Consider the following 17,709-nt stretch of genomic DNA (forward strand, 5'->3'; position numbering starts at 1 on the left):
CGAACCCCCATGAGAGTAGGTGAGATGGGCGAGTTCACGACCACGATCGAGCACCGCCTGGACCAGGCTTACAAGGGCCTTCGGGAGGCTCGTAGCGTTGGCGACGACTACCTCGCCGACACGCTCACCGCCGAGATCGAGGACCTGCGCCGCCTGGCCGACGATCACGGCATCCCGTTGCCCCGCTAGTCATGCGAAACGGCCGGAGCCCCGGGCTCCGGCCGTTTCGTCCCTCAACTCATCTCAGGTGTCGCGCTCCGGGTTCAGCGCCGCCAGCAGGTCGTGCAGCTCCTCGAACAGCCCCTCGGCCGCGCAGAGCGCGAACTCGGGGCTGACGGGCCTGCCGTTCAGCCCGGCGAGCCTGGCCCCCGACTCGGTGGCCACCAGCCCGGCCGCGGCGAAGTCCCACTGGTTGACGCCGCGCTCGTAGTACGCGTCCACCCGCCCCGCCGCCAGCGAGCACAGGTCCACGGCGCACGAGCCGCCGCGCCTGATGTCACGCACGCGCGGCAGCACCTCGGCCACCACCTGACCCTGGATCGCCCGCCGGGTCTTGGAGTAGCCGAAGCCCGTCGAGACCAGCGCCTGCGCCAGCGGCACGCCGGTGTTGCAGCGCAGCCGCTCGGCCCCCAGCCAGGCGCCCTCGCCGAGCGCCGCCGTGAAGACCTCGCCGCGCTGCGGCACGTTGATGACGCCGGCCACGACCTGGCCGTTCACCTCGACGGCGATCGACACCGCCCAGTCGGGCAGGCCGTACAGAAAGTTGACGGTGCCGTCGATCGGATCGACGATCCAGCGCACGTCGGAGTCGCCGGGCTCCTCGCCGCCCTCCTCGCCGAGGATGCGGTCGCCGGGCCTGGCGGCCAGGATGCGCTCGCGGATGAGCTCCTCCGAGGCCGTGTCGAGCGCGGTGACCACGTCGGTGGGGCTGGACTTGGTCTCGATCTCCGTGGACATCGTGGGCCGCTTGGCCAGCAACATGTCGCCGGCCTCGCGGGCGATGTCCTCGGCCAGTCTCAGGAAGTCCGTCATCAGGCGACCGAGTCCGGGCGCTTCCACTCCTGGCCGAGCACGTGCTGCCCGAGGAAGGCCAGGACGGTCTCGTACCAGGCGACGGCGTTGCCGGGCTTGAGGATCCAGTGGTTCTCGTCGGGGAAGTACAGGAACTTGGAGTCGACCTCGGTGCGCCGCAGGTCCCACCAGAGCCTCAGCCCCTCGCCGATCGGGACGCGGTAGTCCTTGTCGCCGTGGATGACGAGCATCGGAGTGGTGATCTTGTCCAGGGAGTTGTGCGGGGACAGCAGCGAGTAGCGTTCACCGCCGGGCTCGCCGAACTCGCGCTGCCAGTACATGGCGGCGTCGGTGGTGCCGCCGAACTGCTCCAGGTGCCACAGCGACGCGTGGGTGACGATGGCCCGGTAGCGGTCGGTGTGGCCGGCGAGCCAGTTGGCCATGTAGCCGCCGAACGAGCCGCCCATCGCGGCGACGCGCTCGTTGTCGATGTCGTCCCTGGTCAGCACCTCGTCCACGATCGCGTCGAGGTCGGCCTGGGTGCGCGGGCCCCAGTTGCCCCAGCCGCGGTCGATCATCTCCTGGCCGTAGCCGGTGGACAGGCAGGGGTCGGGCAGGAGCACGGCGTACCCGTGCTGGGCCATGATCCACGCCTGCCAGCGCCACTGCCAGTCGTTCCAGGAGGCGACCGGGCCGCCGTGGATGAACAGCACGAACGGCGCGGGGTCGGCGGCGGAGGCGCCCTCGGGCAGGGCGAGCCAGCCGCGGATGGTGGCGCCGTCGTCGGCGGTGGCGGTGACCTCGGTGAGCGTGCCGGGCACCTCGGGGCGCGGCGCGGGCGAGGGCAGGTCGGCGGTCTCGCCCGTGACCGCGTCGATCCTGGCCGGGGCGGGCGCGAGATCGACGGCGCTGCGCAGGGCGTAGACCCAGCGGCCGTCCGGCGAGGGGCTGAGCCCGGCGTAGGCGCCGTGGTCCTGGGTGAGCCGCACCATCTCGCCGTCCAGGGGGACGCGGAAGATCGGGCGGCGGCCCTGGTGGTCGGCCACGAGGAAGACGGCCGAGGAGTCCGGCGCCCACTCGACGCCGCCGGGGAACAGGTCGGGCGCGTACGAGCGGCCCTGCCCGGTGGCGAGGTCGGCGATCCACAACTCGCTGCGCGCCGAGACGTCCAGGCCGGTGAGCCGGTCACGGGCGCAGGCGACCTTGGAGCCGTCGGGGGAGATCGCGAGCGGCCCGGTGAAGTCGTGGGCCTCGTCGGACAGCAGCACGCGCCGCTCGCCGGTGGCCACGTCGATGGCCACCAGGTCGACCCGCCAGTCGCCCTTGGGCAGGTAGGTGCGCCAGGTGGTGACCACGGTGGCGCCGTCGGGGGTCAGCTCGAAGCCGCCCTCGCGCAGCGCGTCGCCCGCGTCGGGGGTCAGGTCGCGTACGTCCTCAAGACGGTCCTCCCCGAGCCTGGCCGCGAACAGCCTGGGCCGGCCGGGCCCGAGGTCGTGGTCCCAGTAACGCACGGGGTAGCCCTCGTGCAGGATGGCGCTGATCCCGGCGTCCTTGCGGGCCTTGCGCCGCTCCTCCTCGCTCCCCTCCTCGCCGTCGAGCACGTCGGAGGAGAACACGACGACGTCGCCTGCCGCGCGCACGGCGCCGATGCCGCCGGGCCTGGTGGCCACCTGACGGGCCTCGCCGCCCGCGCGGGGCAGCAGCCACAACGAGGCGACCTCGTCGCTGGAGTCCTTGACGGTGGGGTCGGGGCGGGCGGAGGTGAACAGCACGTCGCCCGCCGCGGTGAAGATCGCGGCGGATTCGCCCTTGGCGGAGCGGGTCAGCCGGTAAGGCTCTCCGTCCACGGGGATGGCCCAGAGCGCGGTGCCGAACGACTTGCCGTCCGGATTGAGTGACTGGACGGTGGAGATCAGTCTGGAGCCGTCGGGTGACAGCCGCAGCGAGAGGACTCTGGGGATTGCCACATAGTCACGAATGTCGTTGAATGCGCTCACCCGATCGAACCTACCTCGCGGGAGTGACCACCGACACTCCCCCATAGGGTTGTCACGTGGGAACTTACGACGCCTTGCTCGTCTTGTCGTTCGGTGGTCCTGAGGGGCCCGACGACGTGATGCCGTTCCTGGAGAACGTGGTGCGCGGCCGGGGTGTGCCGCGCGAGCGGCTGCTCGAAGTGGCCGAGCACTACCAGGGCTTCGGCGGGGTCAGCCCGATCAACCAGCAGAACCGCGACCTGGTCGAGGCGCTCGTGCCGGTGGCCGGGGTGCCGGTCTACTGGGGCAACCGCAACTGGCACCCGTTCGGCGAGGACACCGTGCGCCGGATGGCGGCAGACGGGGTGCGCAAGGCGGCGGTGTTCGCGACGTCGGCGTTCGCGGGCTACTCCAGCTGCCGGCAATACTACGAGGACATCGCGCGCATCTCGATCGACGGCGGCCCCGAGCTGGTCAAGATGCGCCACTACGGCGAGCATCCCGGCTTCGTGGCCGCGATGGCCGACCACACCGGGGCGGCGCTGGAGCGGCTCGGCCGCGACGACGCCAGGCTGGTGTTCACCGCCCACAGCATCCCGGTCTCCATGGCCGAGACCGCCGGTCCGGCCGGCGGCCTGTACGAGGAGCAGTTGCGCAGGAGCGCCGAGCTGGTCAATCAGGCACTGGGCCGCACCGGGCCGTGGGACCTGGTGTGGCAGTCGCGCAGCGGGCCGCCGCAGGTGCCGTGGCTGGAGCCGGACGTCTGCGACTTCCTGCGCAAGACCGACGCCCGGTCCGTGGTGCTGGTCCCGATCGGCTTCGTCTCCGACCACATGGAGATCGTCTACGACCTCGACACCGAGGCCAGGGCGGTGGCGGCGGAGATCGGCCTGCCGATGGAGCGGGCGGCGACCGCGGGCACGCATCCGAGCTTCGTGCGGATGGTGCGCGAGCTGATGGAGGAGCCCGAGCCGGCGCCCTGCCCGCTCACCTGCTGCCCGCCGCCGCGCAGGCGCCCCCAGGCGTAGGTCTTCAGGAGGCGTACGTGCGCGCGTACGCCTCCGCGATCGACAGAACCTTGTTCACGTAGCTCCACGAGTGGTTGTAGAACCAGACCGCCTTGCGCAGCCGTTCGCCACCCTGCCCGGCCTTGTTGGCGCACAGGTAGTTGGCCGCGCCCGGCACGGCGTCGTACGGGCTCCAGATGTCCTTCTTGCCGTCCCCGTCGCCGTCCACGCCGTAGTGTTTCCAGGTGGCGGGCATGAACTGCATGGGCCCGAGCGCCCCCGCGCTGGACGGCCCGTTGTTGCGGCCGTGGCTGCTCTCCACCTGCCCGATCGCGGCCAGCACCGTCCATGACAGCCCGGGGCAGCGGGTGGCGGCGGCCTTGTAGAGCTCCAGGTAGCTGCCCGGCCTGCCGACGTTGACCTGCTGCGGCTCCTGCTGCTGCTTGGGCTGCTCGGACGTGGCCTTGCGGGCGGCGGAGTCGAGCAGGACGACCTGGGTGTTCTCGCCGAGCAGCTTGCGTACGCCCGACGCGCTGATCTTGCCCTCCTTGCCGTGCAGCAGCACCGCGACGCCCTGCGCGAACCCCAGCGACCTGCCCAGGTCCGCGCTGATCAGCCCGTCCACACCCTGCAGCCCGAGCGAGGCCGAGGCCGCGACGCGGAGCCTGGGGCCGCCGTCCACCTGGTACATGGCGCCCAGGATCATCCCGAACTTGCGCATCGCGCCCGCGTCGGCCACCAGTTCGCCCCTGGCCAGCGCGCTCCACACGGCCGGCTGGTCGGCGACGGGCTGCGGGGTCCAGGAGCGGAAGGCGGCCGGGTCCACGGCCAGCAGGTTCAGGCCGGTGCCCGAGACCTTGACCGCGCCCGCGTCCACGACGGTGGCCTTCTGCACGTGGGCGAGCCCGGCCAGCTTGAGCTTGAGCTCCTTGGGCACGGTGCCGGCGGCGACCGCGAGCACGCGCGGCGGCGTCGCGGTGACGCCGGGGCCGCCCTCGCCGAAGTCCTTGACCGGCTCGGCCGTGGGCACGATCTGGTCCAGTCGGGGCGCGGCGGACTGCTGCGGGGCCTCCGGTTGCGGGGTACGGCTGCGTACCGGCTCCTGCGTGGACCTGACCAGGTCTTCGTCCAGCATCACGATGACGCCGCCGGTCGCCACGGTGACGACGAGCACGGCGATGACCATGAGCATGACCGCGCGAAGCGAGGGAAGACCGGACACTTGGGACACGTTAACTCACGCCAGCCGTAAATCACTTGCCATTGGGACATACGTACGCAATGGTTAGCTGGTTTGAGTAAGGGGGAAACTAGGTGGTCGGGCCTTACAAGGGGTTGTTCGAGAGGCCCGGCGCCAAGGCGTTCGTGCTGGCCGGATTCATCGGGCGGATGCCGATGTCCATGCTCGGCGTGGGCATCATCCTGCTGATCTCCACGCTGTCCGACAACTTCGCCACCGCCGGCGCCGTCGCGGCCGTCTCCAACCTGGCCTTCGCCGTGGCCGCGCCGATGTCGGGCCGGCTCGCCGACAGGTTCGGGCAGGGCCGCGTGATCGCGCCGATCGCCGTGCTCAACGCGCTCGCGCTGACGGCCCTCATGCTCCTGGCCGGCTCCGAACTGCCCGAATGGACGTTGTACGCCGCGGGCCTGGTCGTCGGCGCCACCTCGTTGTCGATCGGCTCGATGGTACGGGCCCGCTGGTCGGCCCTGTACGGCGGCTCCGGCAGGCTGCACGCCGCGTTCGCGTTCGAGTCGGTGGTCGACGAGGTCTGCTTCGTGACCGGGCCCGCCCTGGTCACGGTGCTCGCCACCGCCGTGAACCCGTACACCGGCCTGATCGTGGCGCTGGCCTGCATGTTGTCCGGCTCCCTCGTGCTGGCCTCCCAGCGCGCCACCCAGCCGCCCGTCCAGGCGGTCAGGACGACCTCCGGCTCGCCCATCCTGATTCCCGGCATCGCCCTGCTGGCCTGCGTCTCCCTGGCGCTGGGCGCGATCTTCGGCTCCGTGGACCTGATCACGGTGGCCTTCGCCGACGAGCACGGGATCAAGTGGGCCGCGGGCTTCCTGCTGGCCTCCTTCGCGGGCGGGTCGATGGTGTCGGGGCTCTGGTTCGGCTCGCGGATCTGGCGGATCTCGCTGCGCGCGCGGTTCGTGCGGGCGCTGGCCCTGTTCTCAGTGGGGCTGGTGCCGATCATGTTCATCGACGTCCCGTGGCTCATGGCGGCGGCGATGTTCCTGGCCGGCTTCGCCATCTCGCCGACGCTCATCACGTGCTTCTCGCTCACCGAGCGGATGGTGCCGCCGTCCCTGCTCACCGAGGGCATGGCGTGGATCTCGACCGCGATCGGGCTCGGGGTGGCGCTCGGGTCGTGGGCCGGCGGGCACCTCACCGAGACGTACGGGGCCTCCAGCGCGTACGGCTTCTCGGTGTGCGCGGCGTTCGCCGCGGTGATCGTGGGCATCGGAGGTTCGGGTTTGCTGAGACTTCCGGCGGCTCCTTCACCCTCGGAGACTTGATCCGCTACGGTCGGGAGATCCCTCGCAACACCCATCACATTGGAAGCTTTAGCTATGTCCCGACAAATCAGTTCACTTCTGGCAATCGCGGCTGTTTGCGTCACCCTCGCACCGGCGCCCGCCTTCGCCGCTCCGAAGAAGGAGGCCGTTGACTGCGCACAGGTCAAGTGCCTCGCGCTGACCTTTGACGACGGGCCGGGCAAGTACGCGGGAACGCTGCTCGACACGCTCAAGAAGCACAACGCGAAGGCGACGTTCTTCCTTGAGGGCCAATACGTGAAGAGCCGCCCCGCCTACGTCAAGCGCATGGCCGCCGAGGGCCACGAACTCGGCAACCACAGTTACAGCCACCCCGACTTCACCAAGAGCGGGCCGGCGACCATCAAGAGCGAGATCCAGAAAACCCAGGACGAGGTGAAGAAGGCGGCCGGCGTCGTGCCCAAGCTGCTGCGCCCGCCGTACGGGATGGCCGACATGAAGGTCGCCGACATCGCCGCCCAGTTCGACATGCCGATGATCCTCTGGACCGCCGGTTCCAAGGACTGGAGCTCCAAGAACGTCGAGGCCATCCAGAAGCAGACCCTGGCCGTGGCCCAGCAGAACGGCATCATCCTCATGCACGACTGGGTGAAGCAGACGGTGGACGGCATGCCCTCGCTCATCAAGACCCTGCAGAACAAGGGCTACCACCTGGTGACCGTCTCCGACATCATCAAGAGCGAGAACCTCGAGCCCGGCGACATCTTCCCCGTTCCCGAGGGCTGGGAGAACTGAGTATCGTTCACGATCAACCGTGAACGATGCACTAGAGGGGTGCCCGTAGGTGCGAACTCCCCCACCTGTGACCTTCAGGAACTGGGCGCGTAACCAGACGGGCACCCCGGCCGAGGTGCGTACCCCGGCCTGCGTCGAGGACGTCGTACGCGCCGTTCGCGACGCCGCCGCCGCAGGACGGCGGATCCGCATGATCGGCACGGGCCACTCCTTCACCGGAGTGGCCCTCACCGACGGCATCATGCTCCGCCCCGGCGCGCTGACCGGCGTCAGGTCCTGGGCGGACGACCGCGTCACCGTCATGGCCGGCACCCCGCTGCGGGCGCTCAACGAACTGCTCGCCGGACGCGGCCTGGCCCTGGCGAACATGGGCGACATCACCGAGCAGACGGTCGCCGGCGCCATCCAGACCGGCACCCACGGCACGGGACGTGACAGCGGCGGCCTCGCCGACCAGGTCGCCGAGCTGGAGATGGTGCTCGCGGACGGCTCCGTCGCCACCGCCGGGCCCGGCGAGGACCTGTTCGACGCCGCCCGGGTGGGGCTGGGCGCGCTCGGCGTGCTGACGGCCGTGACCTTCCGGGTGGAGCCCGCGTTCCTGCTGCACAACCGGCGGCGCACGCTCGGGCACGGCGAGGTGCTCGGCTCACTGGATGAGCTGACCGGCGCCAACGAGCACCTGGACTTCTTCTGGCTGCCGCACACCGAGACGTGCCTGCTCAAGACCAACAACAGGACCGCGGGGCCGGCCCGGCCGCCCGCGGCGGCGCGTCACTGGCTGGACACCGTGTTCCTGGAGAACACGCTGTTCGGGGCCGTCTGCGCGCTCGGGGGCCGGCTACCCGGCCTGATCCCGCGGATCAACGGGATCAGCGCGGTGGCGCTCGGGGAGTCGGAGTCGGTGGACGCCTCGTACAAGGTGTTCACCTCACGGCGGGACGTGCGCTTCCTGGAGATGGAGTACGCGGTGCCGCGCGACCGCCTGGCCCAGGCCCTGCGCGAGACCCGCGACCTGATCGAGCGGATGGACTGGAAGATCACCTTTCCCGTGGAGGTGCGGGTGACGCCGCCTTCGGACGCGTGGTTGTCCACGGCGTACGGGCGGCCCACCGGGTACGTCGCCTGCCACGTCTACCGTCCGACGCCCAACCCCGCCTACTTCGAGGGCGTCGAGGAGATCATGACCCGGCTGGACGGGCGTCCCCACTGGGGCAAGCTGCACACCCGGGACGCCGGTTACCTGGCCAAGGTCTATCCCCGCTTCGAGGACTTCCTGACTTTGCGCGACCGGCTCGACCCGGACCGCCTGTTCACCAACGACCACCTGGACAGGGTGCTCGGCCGGTAACCGCCGGCTCAGGAGAGGGTGCCGGGCCGATGGACGCCGGTTCGGGGTGTGCCGCCCGATTCCTCCCGGCCCTCAGTGGACACCGGCCCTCAGTGGACACCGGCCCTCAGTGGACACCGGCCCTCAGTGGACCCGGCCCTCAGTGGACACCGGCCCTCAGTGGACACCGGCGGAGGTGTGGGCTCGGTGGTGCTCACCGGCTCAGGGCGTGCCGCCCAGTTCCTCCCGGCCCTCCGTGGACATCGGCGGAGGCGTGGGCTCGGTGGTGGTCGGCGGTGGCTCCTCCGTATCGCCGGGCTGCTGGTCCTCCTGCGGGGGCGGCGAGTCCGTGGCCTCCTCCGACGGCTTCACCTCGTCCGTCGGCGTCGGCGTTGCTGTCGGAGTCGGCGTCGGGGTGGGTCGCGCGGCCGGGGTCCTGGTCGGCGTGGGCGTCACGCTCGGCTCCGGCGTCTGCGGCTCCTGTGTGGAGTTCTGCGGGATCGGGTCCGCCGGCGGCCCGTTCTCCTGCTCCTCCCGGCTGGGCGCGGGGCGTCCCTCCTCGCGCTGGGCCTTCGCGGGCGTCTTGCCGGTGACCTGCTCGTGCACGGTCTGCTGGGCGATCGCCTGGTAGACCAGGATGCTGCCCATGCTGACCCCGAACACGATGGCCGCCGCCGCGCCGAGCTTGATCCAGGAGGGCCCGCGGCCGCGTACGGGCGGCATGACGAGCGTGGACTCCCCGCCACCCGTCAGCTCTCCATCGGCCGTCAGCTCTCCATCGCCCGTCAGCTCTCCATCGGCCGCCGACCCCTGCTCCTCGCCGGGCTTCTCCCAAGCCGCCTCGCCGGGCTTCTCCCAGGCCCCTTCGCCGGGTGTCTGCCCGGCGTCCGCGTCGGGCGTCTCCCCGGCGCGGTTTTCCTCGCCCTCCCGCCGGGGCCTGCGCGGCGCGTGTTGCTTGACCCGCTCGCCTGTAAGCGCGAGATAGTGCGTGTACACGGCCGTGGCGACGGTGCTGGCGACGCTGACCACCGCCGCCCCGATCACCGTGCCGGCCACGCCGAGATAGGACGCGGCGACGGCGGCCGTCACCGCCGACAGCGCGCCGCCGAGGATCTGCGGCAAACTCAGCTCGAATTTCCGCTGCCCGCCGCTCATGCCCCGGATCAGTCCTCTCTGGCCATGCCTTCGGTAAAGAGCTGTCTCGTGAATAGACGCGACTGCGTGTCCTGTTGTTCCTGTGACCTGCGTGACAGGCACCCTTGTAGCTCGTGCCCCGACGACTCGGCCTGCCCTCCGTTTACCTCGCCGCGGCCGTGGCAACGGCCGCCACGACCGCCGTCCCTCTGGCCATGACGCCCGCCTCAGGATTCGCCCTGCACCCCGCGCCGACCGAATCCACCCGGCCCTACATCGTCACCGCCCGTGACCGGGTCGCCGCCCGTGAGCTCGTCGGTGAGGTGCGCTGGCGCGTACGCCGGTACTACACCGCGACCCTGCCCGGTTTCGCCACATTTCTCACCCCTGGCGAGCTGACCGAACTGCGTTCCGACCCACGGGTACGCGCGATCGAGCCGGACCGCGTGATCCGCCCCGTGACCACCGGCAAACCGCCCCGGCCGGCCGCCACACGGGACAAGGGCGCGGGCGCGGGCACCACCGTGTACGTCGTGGACAGTGGCATCGAGCCCGGCAGGGCCGAGTTCGGCGACCGGGCCTGGCGCGCCTTCGACGCCACCGGCGGCACCGGGCGCGACTGCGGCGGCCACGGCACGCGGGTCGCCGCCCAGGCCCACGCCGTCGCGCCGAAGGCCGGCATCGCCTCCGTACGGGTGCTCGGCTGCGAGGGCTCCGGCGCGCTGTCGGACGTACTCGCGGGTCTGGACTGGATCCGCAGGCACGCGCGCGGCCCTTCCGTGGCGAACCTGTCGATCGACGGCACCGGCTCCCCTGCGCTCGCCAGGGCCGCCCGGTCGCTGGTGCGCTCCGGCGTGTTCGTGGTCAGCGCGAGTGGCAGCTTCGCGGGCGGCGGCTTCACGGCCGGCGGCCTCGCGGGCGGCGCGAACGGGGGCCTCGCGGGCGGCGGCCTCGTGAGCAAGGGCCGCGCGGGCGAGGGCTTCGCGGACGGCGCGGACGGCGGCGGAAGCTGTCATGCGGCGCCGGACGGCCGGACCTTCTCGGCGCACCCCCCGCACCTCGCCGGAGCCGCCGCCCGCCACCTGGAGCTCCACCCGAACGCCGGCCCTGCGGCCCTGGCCGCCACGCTCGGCTGCGGGAACACCCGGCACGCGATTCGCCAGAACCCGTCGAGGCCATCTAACCTCCAGATACGCAACGGCGGGCTCTAGAGGGATGGACCCCACAAATGTGACCGGCGTCACATCGCCCCGGGGCTATCCCAGGAAGGCGATGTTCGGACATGCCGGGTACGGTGCTGGCAGGCAACCGGAACACGCGAGAGACTCAAGGGTCCGGGGGAAGAATGGCGACGCTGACGAAGGGACTCGCATGCAGGAGCTCCGACTCGTCGCGGTGAGTGAGGACGGCACCTACCTCGTGCTGGCAACGGCCGGACGGGGTACGCGCTTCACGCTTCCCGTGGACGACCGGCTCCGTGCTGCCGTCCGCGGCAACTTCTCCCGTCTCGGCCAGTACGAGATCGAAGTGGAGAGTCCGTTGCGCCCCAAGGAGATCCAGGCCCGCATCCGTGCCGGAGAGACGGCGGAGGAGATCGCCGCGACCGCCGGGATCCCGGTCGAGCGTGTCCGCTGGTTCGAGGGGCCGGTGCTGCAGGAGCGGGAGTATGTCGCTCAGCAGGCGCAACGCGTGGCCGTACGCATGCCGGGCGAGTCCGCACCGGGGCCCACCCTCGGCGAACTCGTCGCCGAGCGGCTGACCAGGCGCGGCGTGCCCACCGACGAGATCGACTGGGATTCCGCCAAGCGCGACGACGGCCTGTGGCGGGTCAAGCTCGGCTACGTCTGGAACGGTCACACCCGCCACGCCGAATGGCTCTTCGACCCGCGCAAGCGGCACGTGACTCCGCACGACGACGAGGCGATGCGCCTGTCGGCCGCCGACTTCGATCCCGAGCCCGCCGTGGTGGAGGACACCACGGTGACGCCGTTCGCGCCGCGGGTGGCCAAGCTGCAGCCGGTGCCGCCGCTGTCCTCCGATCCGCTGCCGTTCCCTTCAGTGGTACGGGGCGAGCCCGAGGAGCCGGCCGTCGGCTACAACCCGCCGCCCAGGTCCTCGGAGACCGCCTACACGCGACCGGCCGACACCCCTTCGCGCGAGGCCCCCTTCGACCGCGACCCCGGCCCACGCCAGGACACAACCGGCTACCGCCAGGATGCGACCGGTTACCGCCAGGACCCGGCCGCATACCGCCAGGAGCCAGGGCCTCGCCAGGACGGCTTCCGCCAGGACTCCGGCCCTCGCCAGGACTCCGGTCCTCGCCCGGACGGCTTCCGCCAGGAGCCGAGCACCCGTCAGGACAGCTTCCGCCAGGACTCCGGCTCTCGCCAGGATCCCGGTCACCGTCAGGATCCCGGCCCGCGCCAGGACTCCAGCCACCGCCAGGACGGTTTCCGCCAGGACCCCGGCCACCGTCAGGACGCCGGTTCTCGTCCGGACTCCGGTCCTCGCCAGGATCCCGGTCACCGTCAGGAGCCGCCTTCCCGCGAGCCCTTCCGGCCCGAGCCGCCCGCCCGCGAAACCGGCTACGCCCGCCCCGGCGACACCTCGTCGCGCCGTGGCGGGTCTTCGCCGTGGCTGCCCGACTTCAGCTCGGGGCGTGACAGCGAGTCCATCTACGCTCCCGCCACGCCGCCCTCCTCCCGCCCGGACCCACGTCCGGCGCCCCAGCCCGCCGACCACCGGCCGGCCCAGGAACACCCCACCGACGCAGCCCAGCCCCAGCGCCCGGAGGCCGCCGCTCAGGCACAGCACGCTCAGCCCTCCGCTCCGGAGGCTCCCCCGGTTGCCGCGCGCACGGAGACGCCGATCGCTCCTGCTCAGGATGCTCCTCCGGCGCAAACCCAGCATTCTCCTCCGGCGCAGGCCCAGCATGCTTCTCCGGCGCAGACTCAGCCGGAAGCCCAACAGCCCATCGCGCAGACCGCGCCCCCTGCGCAGGCTCAGCCGACCGCTTCGCAGGGCGCTGAGCCGGTCGCATCCACGACCGCGCCGGTGAGTGAGCCGGTCGCATCGACGACCGCGCCGGTCGCCGAGCCGGTCACATCCGCAGCCGCGCCGGCCGCTGAGCCCGCCGCGCCCACGGAGCGGTCCGTCTCTGAGACGGTCACCACGCCGGGGACGGCTGTGGAGGCAGCAGCTCCGGACCCGGTCGCGAAGACGGAAACGACAGCGCCCGACTCGCCCGCGCAGGCGAACGTGTCCCCGGTCATAGACGCAGCCCAGGACGCTCCCGCCGCCGTTTCCCTGGTCGAGGAAGCGCCTGCCGACGCTCCGGTTGCCGCAGACGGCCGTACCGCGGGGCCTGAGACGATCACCTCGGTGAGTTCGGCCGACTCCCCTGCGGAAGCGGCTGAGAAGACCGCAGCCGTCACAGAGCCCCGGGTGGAAGTCGTCACCCAGGCCCAGCCGGAGCCCCAGACCCAGCTGGAGGCCCAAGCTCAGACAGAGGCCCAAGTTCAGACAGAGGCCCAAGTTCAGACAGAGGCCCTAGCCCAGCGGGAGGCTGAGGCCCAGCCCGAGGCCCAGGCCCGGCGGGAAGCTGAGGCCCCGCGGGAGGCGATGGATCCCCCGGCCGCGAAGGTCGTGGCGCCCGTTACCGAGCCCGCACCCACTGCTCCCGAGAAGCCGACCGTCTCGGAGGACCGGGCCGTCCCCGAGAAGCCGGCTGTCTCCGAGGATCTGGCCGTCCCTGAGAAGCCGGCCGTTTCCGAGGAACCGGTCGCTGCCGAGAAGTCGGCCGACGTCCAGGAGCCGGTCGCCTCTGAGGAGCCGGCCGCCATCCAGAAGGTCGCCACCCAGGAGGTAGCCGCTGCCGAGGAGCCGGTGGCTGTTGAGGCGCCCGCAGCCGTTGAGGAGCCGGTCGCCGTTAAGGAGCCGGTGACTGTTGAGCCGCCGGTCGCCGTTGAGGAACCGGTTGTCGAGGAGCCGGTTGCTGTTGAGGCGCCGGTTGTTGTCGAGGAGGAGGCGGCGCAGGCCGAGCCTGAGCCGGTCGCTGAGCCCGTTCAGGAGAGCAAGCCGCCCGCACCCAAGCCGAAGCCCGCGCCACCCCAGGAGAGCAAGCCTCCTGCGCCCAAGCCGAAGCCGGGCCCCGCGGTGCCGGCGGCGCGGGCGGGCAAGGGTGAGGACAAGGATGAGCCGGCCGTGCCGGTCCCGTCGCCCCCGCCCGCTCCGGCCGCGCGCCCGTCGCGGAAGGGTTCGAGGGGCCGCCGGGCGTCCGTACCGACGTGGGACGAGATCATGTTCGGCGCCCGCCGCCAGGACTGACCACCGTCACGCCCAGTACGGACGGCGTTATCAGGCGTGTTCCAAGCACGACCGCGCCATGAGCATCACCGCGCGATCAGCATCACCGCGCCATGAGCATTACCGCGCGATCAGCACGGCCGCACCATCAGTACGGCCGCACCATCAGTACGGCCGCACCATCGATACGACCGTGCCATCGATACGACCGTGCCATCGATACGACCGTGCCATCGATACGGCCCCGTCATCAGTAGTACAGCCGCGTCAGGATTCGCCGGGCTCCAGGAACGGCGCCAGCCACTCCGGTGTGACCTCGGCGGCGAAGTCCACCCCCTGAGCCTCGGAGACGTCGATCGCCGAGTAGCCTCCCTGGCCCGCCCCGACGCCGGCGATCAGCGTGAGCACCCCCGCCCGCCGCTGGAACCACGTCTGCCGCAGCCGCCACCCCACCACGGCCCGCCGTTCGACCACGGCCTGAGCACGCCGCAGCGACCCCGACCGCACCGCCAGGCGTGCCCCGTCGTAGCCGTGCCCGAGTGAGGCGTACCTGTCGAGCCCGAGCGGCACCCCGACGGCCGCCAGCAGCAGCGCCAGCACCAGCAGGACCCACCAGAACACCGAACCGGTGACCCAGAGGCCAAGGACGCTCGCGGCGGCCAGGACGAGCCAGGGGAAGATGGCGCGGAACAGGCGGCGCTGCCGTGCGACCGGCGGGTGGGGGCGCAGGGCGGCGCCGTAGGGTCCGATGGCGTCGCGGGTGACCTGGAAGGCGATCTCGCGCGGCACGCCGGGCAGGAGTTGCCCGCGCGTCTCGGAGTCGCCGAGCCCGGTCACGATGGCCCACACGCGGGCGACCTTGGCCCACCGCTCGGCCAGGCCGTCCACGATCTCGTAGCCGCGTACGCGCTGCGACTCCAGCGACACGCTGCGCCGGTTGATCAGCCCGCGCTCGGCCACGAGGTAGCCGTCGCGGCGTTTGAGCACGAAGTTCCAGTTGAAGATCGCGTACATCAGCCCGCCCGCGATCGGCATCGCCAGGACCAGCAGCGCGGCCACGCCCAGCAGCAGGTAGGGGTGCTCCCAGAGCCACTCCCCCGCGCTCAAGGCGTCGTCCTGGCTGAGCCCGAGATCGTCGCCCCACTGGAACGCCAGCCCCACCGCGCCGCCGGCGAAGGCGAAGGGGGTGAGCAGGTACGCGCCCGACAGCGGCCCGTACAGCAGCCACTTGCGCGGCACGCTCATGATCGGCCGCTCCCTGGGCCCGGCGGGCGTCGCGGCGTCGGGGACGTGCGGCTCCGGTTCGGCGGTGCGGCGCAGGAGCACCGACTTGAGCCGTTCGGCCTCCTCCAGGGAGATCCCGGCGAGCTTGGCCTCTTCCTCCCCGCCGCCGGCCCCCGTGTCGATCTTGAGCACGGTCAGGCCGAGCAGCCGGTGCATGGGCGGGGTGGACAGGTCGACGCCGCGGATGCGTTCGAGCGGGATGGTACGGACGGAGCGGCTGATCAGCGAGCGCCTGGTCTCCAGGCTGTCGCCGACGATCACGTAGGTGAAGGTGGCCCATCTGATGATCGCGAACACCACGGCGGCGAAGACCCCGACGGCCGCGTACGCGTACGACCTGGGCGAGAAGTCGCCCACGAACAGGACTCCGGCCAGGGGGAGCAGGAGGGAGGGCAGCATGCGTACCGGATCGATCAGCAGCACCTTGGGGCTGAGCCGCTGCGGCACCCGCGCGAAACCCGGCCCTCCCCCGGGGAAAGGCGGCCCCCCTCCGGCGGGGGGCACTGGCCCAGGCCCGGAGTGAGGCGGCGGTGGTGGCGCGGGCGGCGCCCAGCCCGTAGGGGACGGCGTGTGGTCGCCGGACTGGGAGGGCGCGGAGCCGTCGGACCCCGAAGGCGTAGAGGGCGCGGAGCCATCGGACGGCGGCCCGGAAGGCCCGGTGGGGGCGCTGGGCTGTTGTTCGGAGGGGGTGGGTTCGTCGGGGCGGGGGTCGGTCATGTCGCGTCGTCTCTGAGTTCTTCCGCCCGGCGGGCCAACTGCTCGGCCAGCCCGGCCGCCACCCGGTAGTCGAGTCCCTTGATCGTCGAGGACCCGGCGTGCGACGCCGTGCGGATCTCCAGAGTGGCCAGTCCCAGCAGCCGCTCGAACCACCCCTGCCCCTTGTCGACCGTCTGAATGCGGCTCACGGGCACGAACACCCACTCCCTGGTCAGGAACCCCGACCGGGCGAAGATCACGTCCCCTGACAGCTCCCAGCGATGCACGAAGTACCGTACGAACGGCTCGGCCACCAGGAACGGCACCGTCACCACCATGACCACGACGGGCAGCAACCACGAGTCCCTGGACAACCACCCCGGCACCCACCACCACTGGCTGCCGTCGAGCCACCACGACACCAGCAGCGAGCCGCCGAGGAAGAAGACAAGTGCGATCAGGGACTCCAGCAGCCACAACCGGATCGCCTTGGGCGAGACGCGGTTCGCCGGATCGCGCAGCGGGCCTGTTGACGTCACAAGGTTCAGCTTATGGCGCGAACCCGGCGGGAGATCTGCCAGCGGGCCGGTAAAGATCCGCCGATCGCCCCGGCGTGTCTGCCGTGCCCGTGCTCGGGCCCGGTGCCATGCTCGGTGGCGGCCGGCCGCAGGCTGTCGAGCTTGGCCACGTCGGCGGCGCCACGTTCGTGGCCAGCCAGGCCCGGCCCAGCGTGTGACCGCACCACAGCGCGAGCGCCCTCACGCGACGTGGCAGCCGCCGTCCGCATCCCGTTACCCTCTGCCACGATCTGGCGCACCTGGTTTTTGCGGCTCCGCCGCGACCGAAACCTATGTCCGTTTCGCCGGGATCTTCGCGCATGGGGGCCCCATCCGCTCGCGACCCCGCGTAGCAGCAGGCCGACGAGCCTTCCCGGGTACGGACGCAACCCGGTGTCCAGCCTGTGACAGGAGAGATTCGTGTGGCCAACCTCACTACGCGGATACCATCATTCCGGCGCTTTTCGGATCCTTTACCGACCACCGACCATCGAGAAACGGTCTGCGCACCGCCGAAGGCCGCGTAGCATCATCCGGCATGGGGCTGTGTAACGCGGCATCACGCATGCGACGCTCCGCTGTCAGCGTGACAGCGGTGGCTGTCGCGTTCACCTTGTCGGGTTGCGGCAGTCTCAGCTTCATCGGCAGGTCTCAGGCGCAGGACATCGCCGAGATGAACGTGACCAGCCCTGAGCTGCGCGAGGGCAAGCCCCTGCCGAACGAATACTCCTGCAAGGGCGGCCAGGGCAGCCCGCCGCTGCGCTGGTCCCGCCAGCCGTTGTCCGAGGCCAAGTCGATCGCCATCGTGGTCGACAGCCACACGTCGTCAGAATCGGCCGTGCACTGGGTGCTCTATGACATCCCGGCCACCACGACCGAGCTGGGCCCCAACGCCACCGCCGACCCCCCAGCGGGCTCCGGCCAGGCGACGGTGACCAGTGGAAAGGCGGGCTACGAGCCCCCCTGCCAGAATCAGGCCAGTTACCGGTTCACGGTCTACACGTTGAAGGGCAAGGTCGGCCTCAAGGGAACCTCCGCGCTCCCCGAGGTCTTGAAGAAGATCGCAGAGCAGACCATAGCCCGCGGTCGCCTCACGGCGGTGAACATCGAGTGAGCAGCCG

General features: G+C 71.3%; 15 protein-coding genes. 9 read left to right on the top strand and 6 right to left on the bottom strand.

The features are described from left to right. Positions 1-9: 9 nt before the first annotated feature. Positions 10-189, top strand: coding sequence for a hypothetical protein (locus AB0I81_RS45685; protein ID WP_360671642.1), 180 nt, complete (start codon positions 10-12; stop codon positions 187-189). Between the two features lie 54 nt (positions 190-243). On the opposite strand, the gene AB0I81_RS45690 is transcribed toward AB0I81_RS45685, so the two are convergent. Then, positions 244-1,032 (bottom strand): inositol monophosphatase family protein, encoded by a 789-nt coding sequence (locus AB0I81_RS45690; protein WP_360671645.1) that lies wholly within the window; start codon positions 1,030-1,032, stop codon positions 244-246. Then, positions 1,032-3,008 (bottom strand): alpha/beta fold hydrolase, encoded by a 1,977-nt coding sequence (locus AB0I81_RS45695; RefSeq protein WP_360671648.1) that lies wholly within the window; start codon positions 3,006-3,008, stop codon positions 1,032-1,034. Before AB0I81_RS45695 ends, AB0I81_RS45690 begins: the two co-directional genes overlap by 1 nt. Before the next feature lie 56 nt (positions 3,009-3,064). Between AB0I81_RS45695 and AB0I81_RS45700 the strand changes: the two genes are divergently transcribed. Next, positions 3,065-4,015 carry a ferrochelatase gene (locus AB0I81_RS45700; protein ID WP_360671651.1) on the top strand — a complete coding sequence of 317 codons (951 nt, stop codon included), beginning with the start codon at positions 3,065-3,067 and terminating at the stop codon, positions 4,013-4,015. 4 nt (positions 4,016-4,019) lie between these two features. On the opposite strand, the gene AB0I81_RS45705 is transcribed toward AB0I81_RS45700, so the two are convergent. Further along, positions 4,020-5,216: a lytic transglycosylase domain-containing protein gene (locus AB0I81_RS45705; protein WP_360671654.1), complete on the bottom strand. Its 1,197-nt coding sequence runs from the start codon at positions 5,214-5,216 to the stop codon at positions 4,020-4,022. Between the two features lie 92 nt (positions 5,217-5,308). Here AB0I81_RS45705 and AB0I81_RS45710 point away from each other — a divergent pair, with 92 nt between their 5' ends. Genes AB0I81_RS45710 through AB0I81_RS45720 form a run of 3 tightly spaced genes read left to right on the top strand, consistent with a single transcriptional unit; the run spans position 5,309 to position 8,633 of the window. After that, on the top strand, positions 5,309-6,511 hold the full coding sequence (locus tag AB0I81_RS45710; RefSeq protein WP_360671657.1) for an MFS transporter: 1,203 nt from the start codon (positions 5,309-5,311) through the stop codon (positions 6,509-6,511). Between the two features lie 54 nt (positions 6,512-6,565). Further along, on the top strand, positions 6,566-7,285 hold the full coding sequence (locus AB0I81_RS45715) for a polysaccharide deacetylase family protein (RefSeq protein WP_360671660.1): 720 nt from the start codon (positions 6,566-6,568) through the stop codon (positions 7,283-7,285). A 49-nt stretch (positions 7,286-7,334) separates the two neighbouring features. Next, positions 7,335-8,633, top strand: a complete 1,299-nt coding sequence (locus AB0I81_RS45720; RefSeq protein ID WP_360671663.1) for a D-arabinono-1,4-lactone oxidase — start codon at positions 7,335-7,337, stop codon at positions 8,631-8,633. Positions 8,634-8,834: 201 nt separating this feature from the next. On the opposite strand, the gene AB0I81_RS45725 is transcribed toward AB0I81_RS45720, so the two are convergent. After that, a complete protein-coding gene (locus AB0I81_RS45725) occupies positions 8,835-9,767 on the bottom strand; it encodes a hypothetical protein (RefSeq protein ID WP_360671666.1) in 933 nt (310 codons plus the stop codon). A gap of 113 nt (positions 9,768-9,880) precedes the next feature. Here AB0I81_RS45725 and AB0I81_RS45730 point away from each other — a divergent pair, with 113 nt between their 5' ends. Then, positions 9,881-10,957, top strand: a complete 1,077-nt coding sequence (locus tag AB0I81_RS45730; RefSeq protein WP_360671668.1) for a S8 family serine peptidase — start codon at positions 9,881-9,883, stop codon at positions 10,955-10,957. A gap of 160 nt (positions 10,958-11,117) precedes the next feature. Then, positions 11,118-14,072, top strand: a complete 2,955-nt coding sequence (sepH, locus tag AB0I81_RS45735) for a septation protein SepH (RefSeq protein WP_360671671.1) — start codon at positions 11,118-11,120, stop codon at positions 14,070-14,072. Positions 14,073-14,318: 246 nt separating this feature from the next. On the opposite strand, the gene AB0I81_RS45740 is transcribed toward sepH, so the two are convergent. Both AB0I81_RS45740 and AB0I81_RS45745 read right to left on the bottom strand, forming a co-directional pair. Then, positions 14,319-15,782, bottom strand: a complete 1,464-nt coding sequence (locus tag AB0I81_RS45740) for a PH domain-containing protein (RefSeq protein WP_360671674.1) — start codon at positions 15,780-15,782, stop codon at positions 14,319-14,321. Positions 15,783-16,048: 266 nt separating this feature from the next. After that, positions 16,049-16,570, bottom strand: a complete 522-nt coding sequence (locus AB0I81_RS45745) for a PH domain-containing protein (RefSeq protein ID WP_360671677.1) — start codon at positions 16,568-16,570, stop codon at positions 16,049-16,051. Positions 16,571-16,644: 74 nt separating this feature from the next. Here AB0I81_RS45745 and AB0I81_RS45750 point away from each other — a divergent pair, with 74 nt between their 5' ends. Both AB0I81_RS45750 and AB0I81_RS45755 read left to right on the top strand, forming a co-directional pair. After that, positions 16,645-16,767 (top strand): hypothetical protein, encoded by a 123-nt coding sequence (locus AB0I81_RS45750; protein ID WP_360671680.1) that lies wholly within the window; start codon positions 16,645-16,647, stop codon positions 16,765-16,767. A 416-nt stretch (positions 16,768-17,183) separates the two neighbouring features. After that, a complete protein-coding gene (locus tag AB0I81_RS45755) occupies positions 17,184-17,702 on the top strand; it encodes a YbhB/YbcL family Raf kinase inhibitor-like protein (RefSeq protein ID WP_360671682.1) in 519 nt (172 codons plus the stop codon). Positions 17,703-17,709: the final 7 nt, after the last annotated feature.

The sequence above is a fragment of the Nonomuraea sp. NPDC050404 genome (assembly GCF_040655495.1).
Lineage (GTDB): Bacteria > Actinomycetota > Actinomycetes > Streptosporangiales > Streptosporangiaceae > Nonomuraea.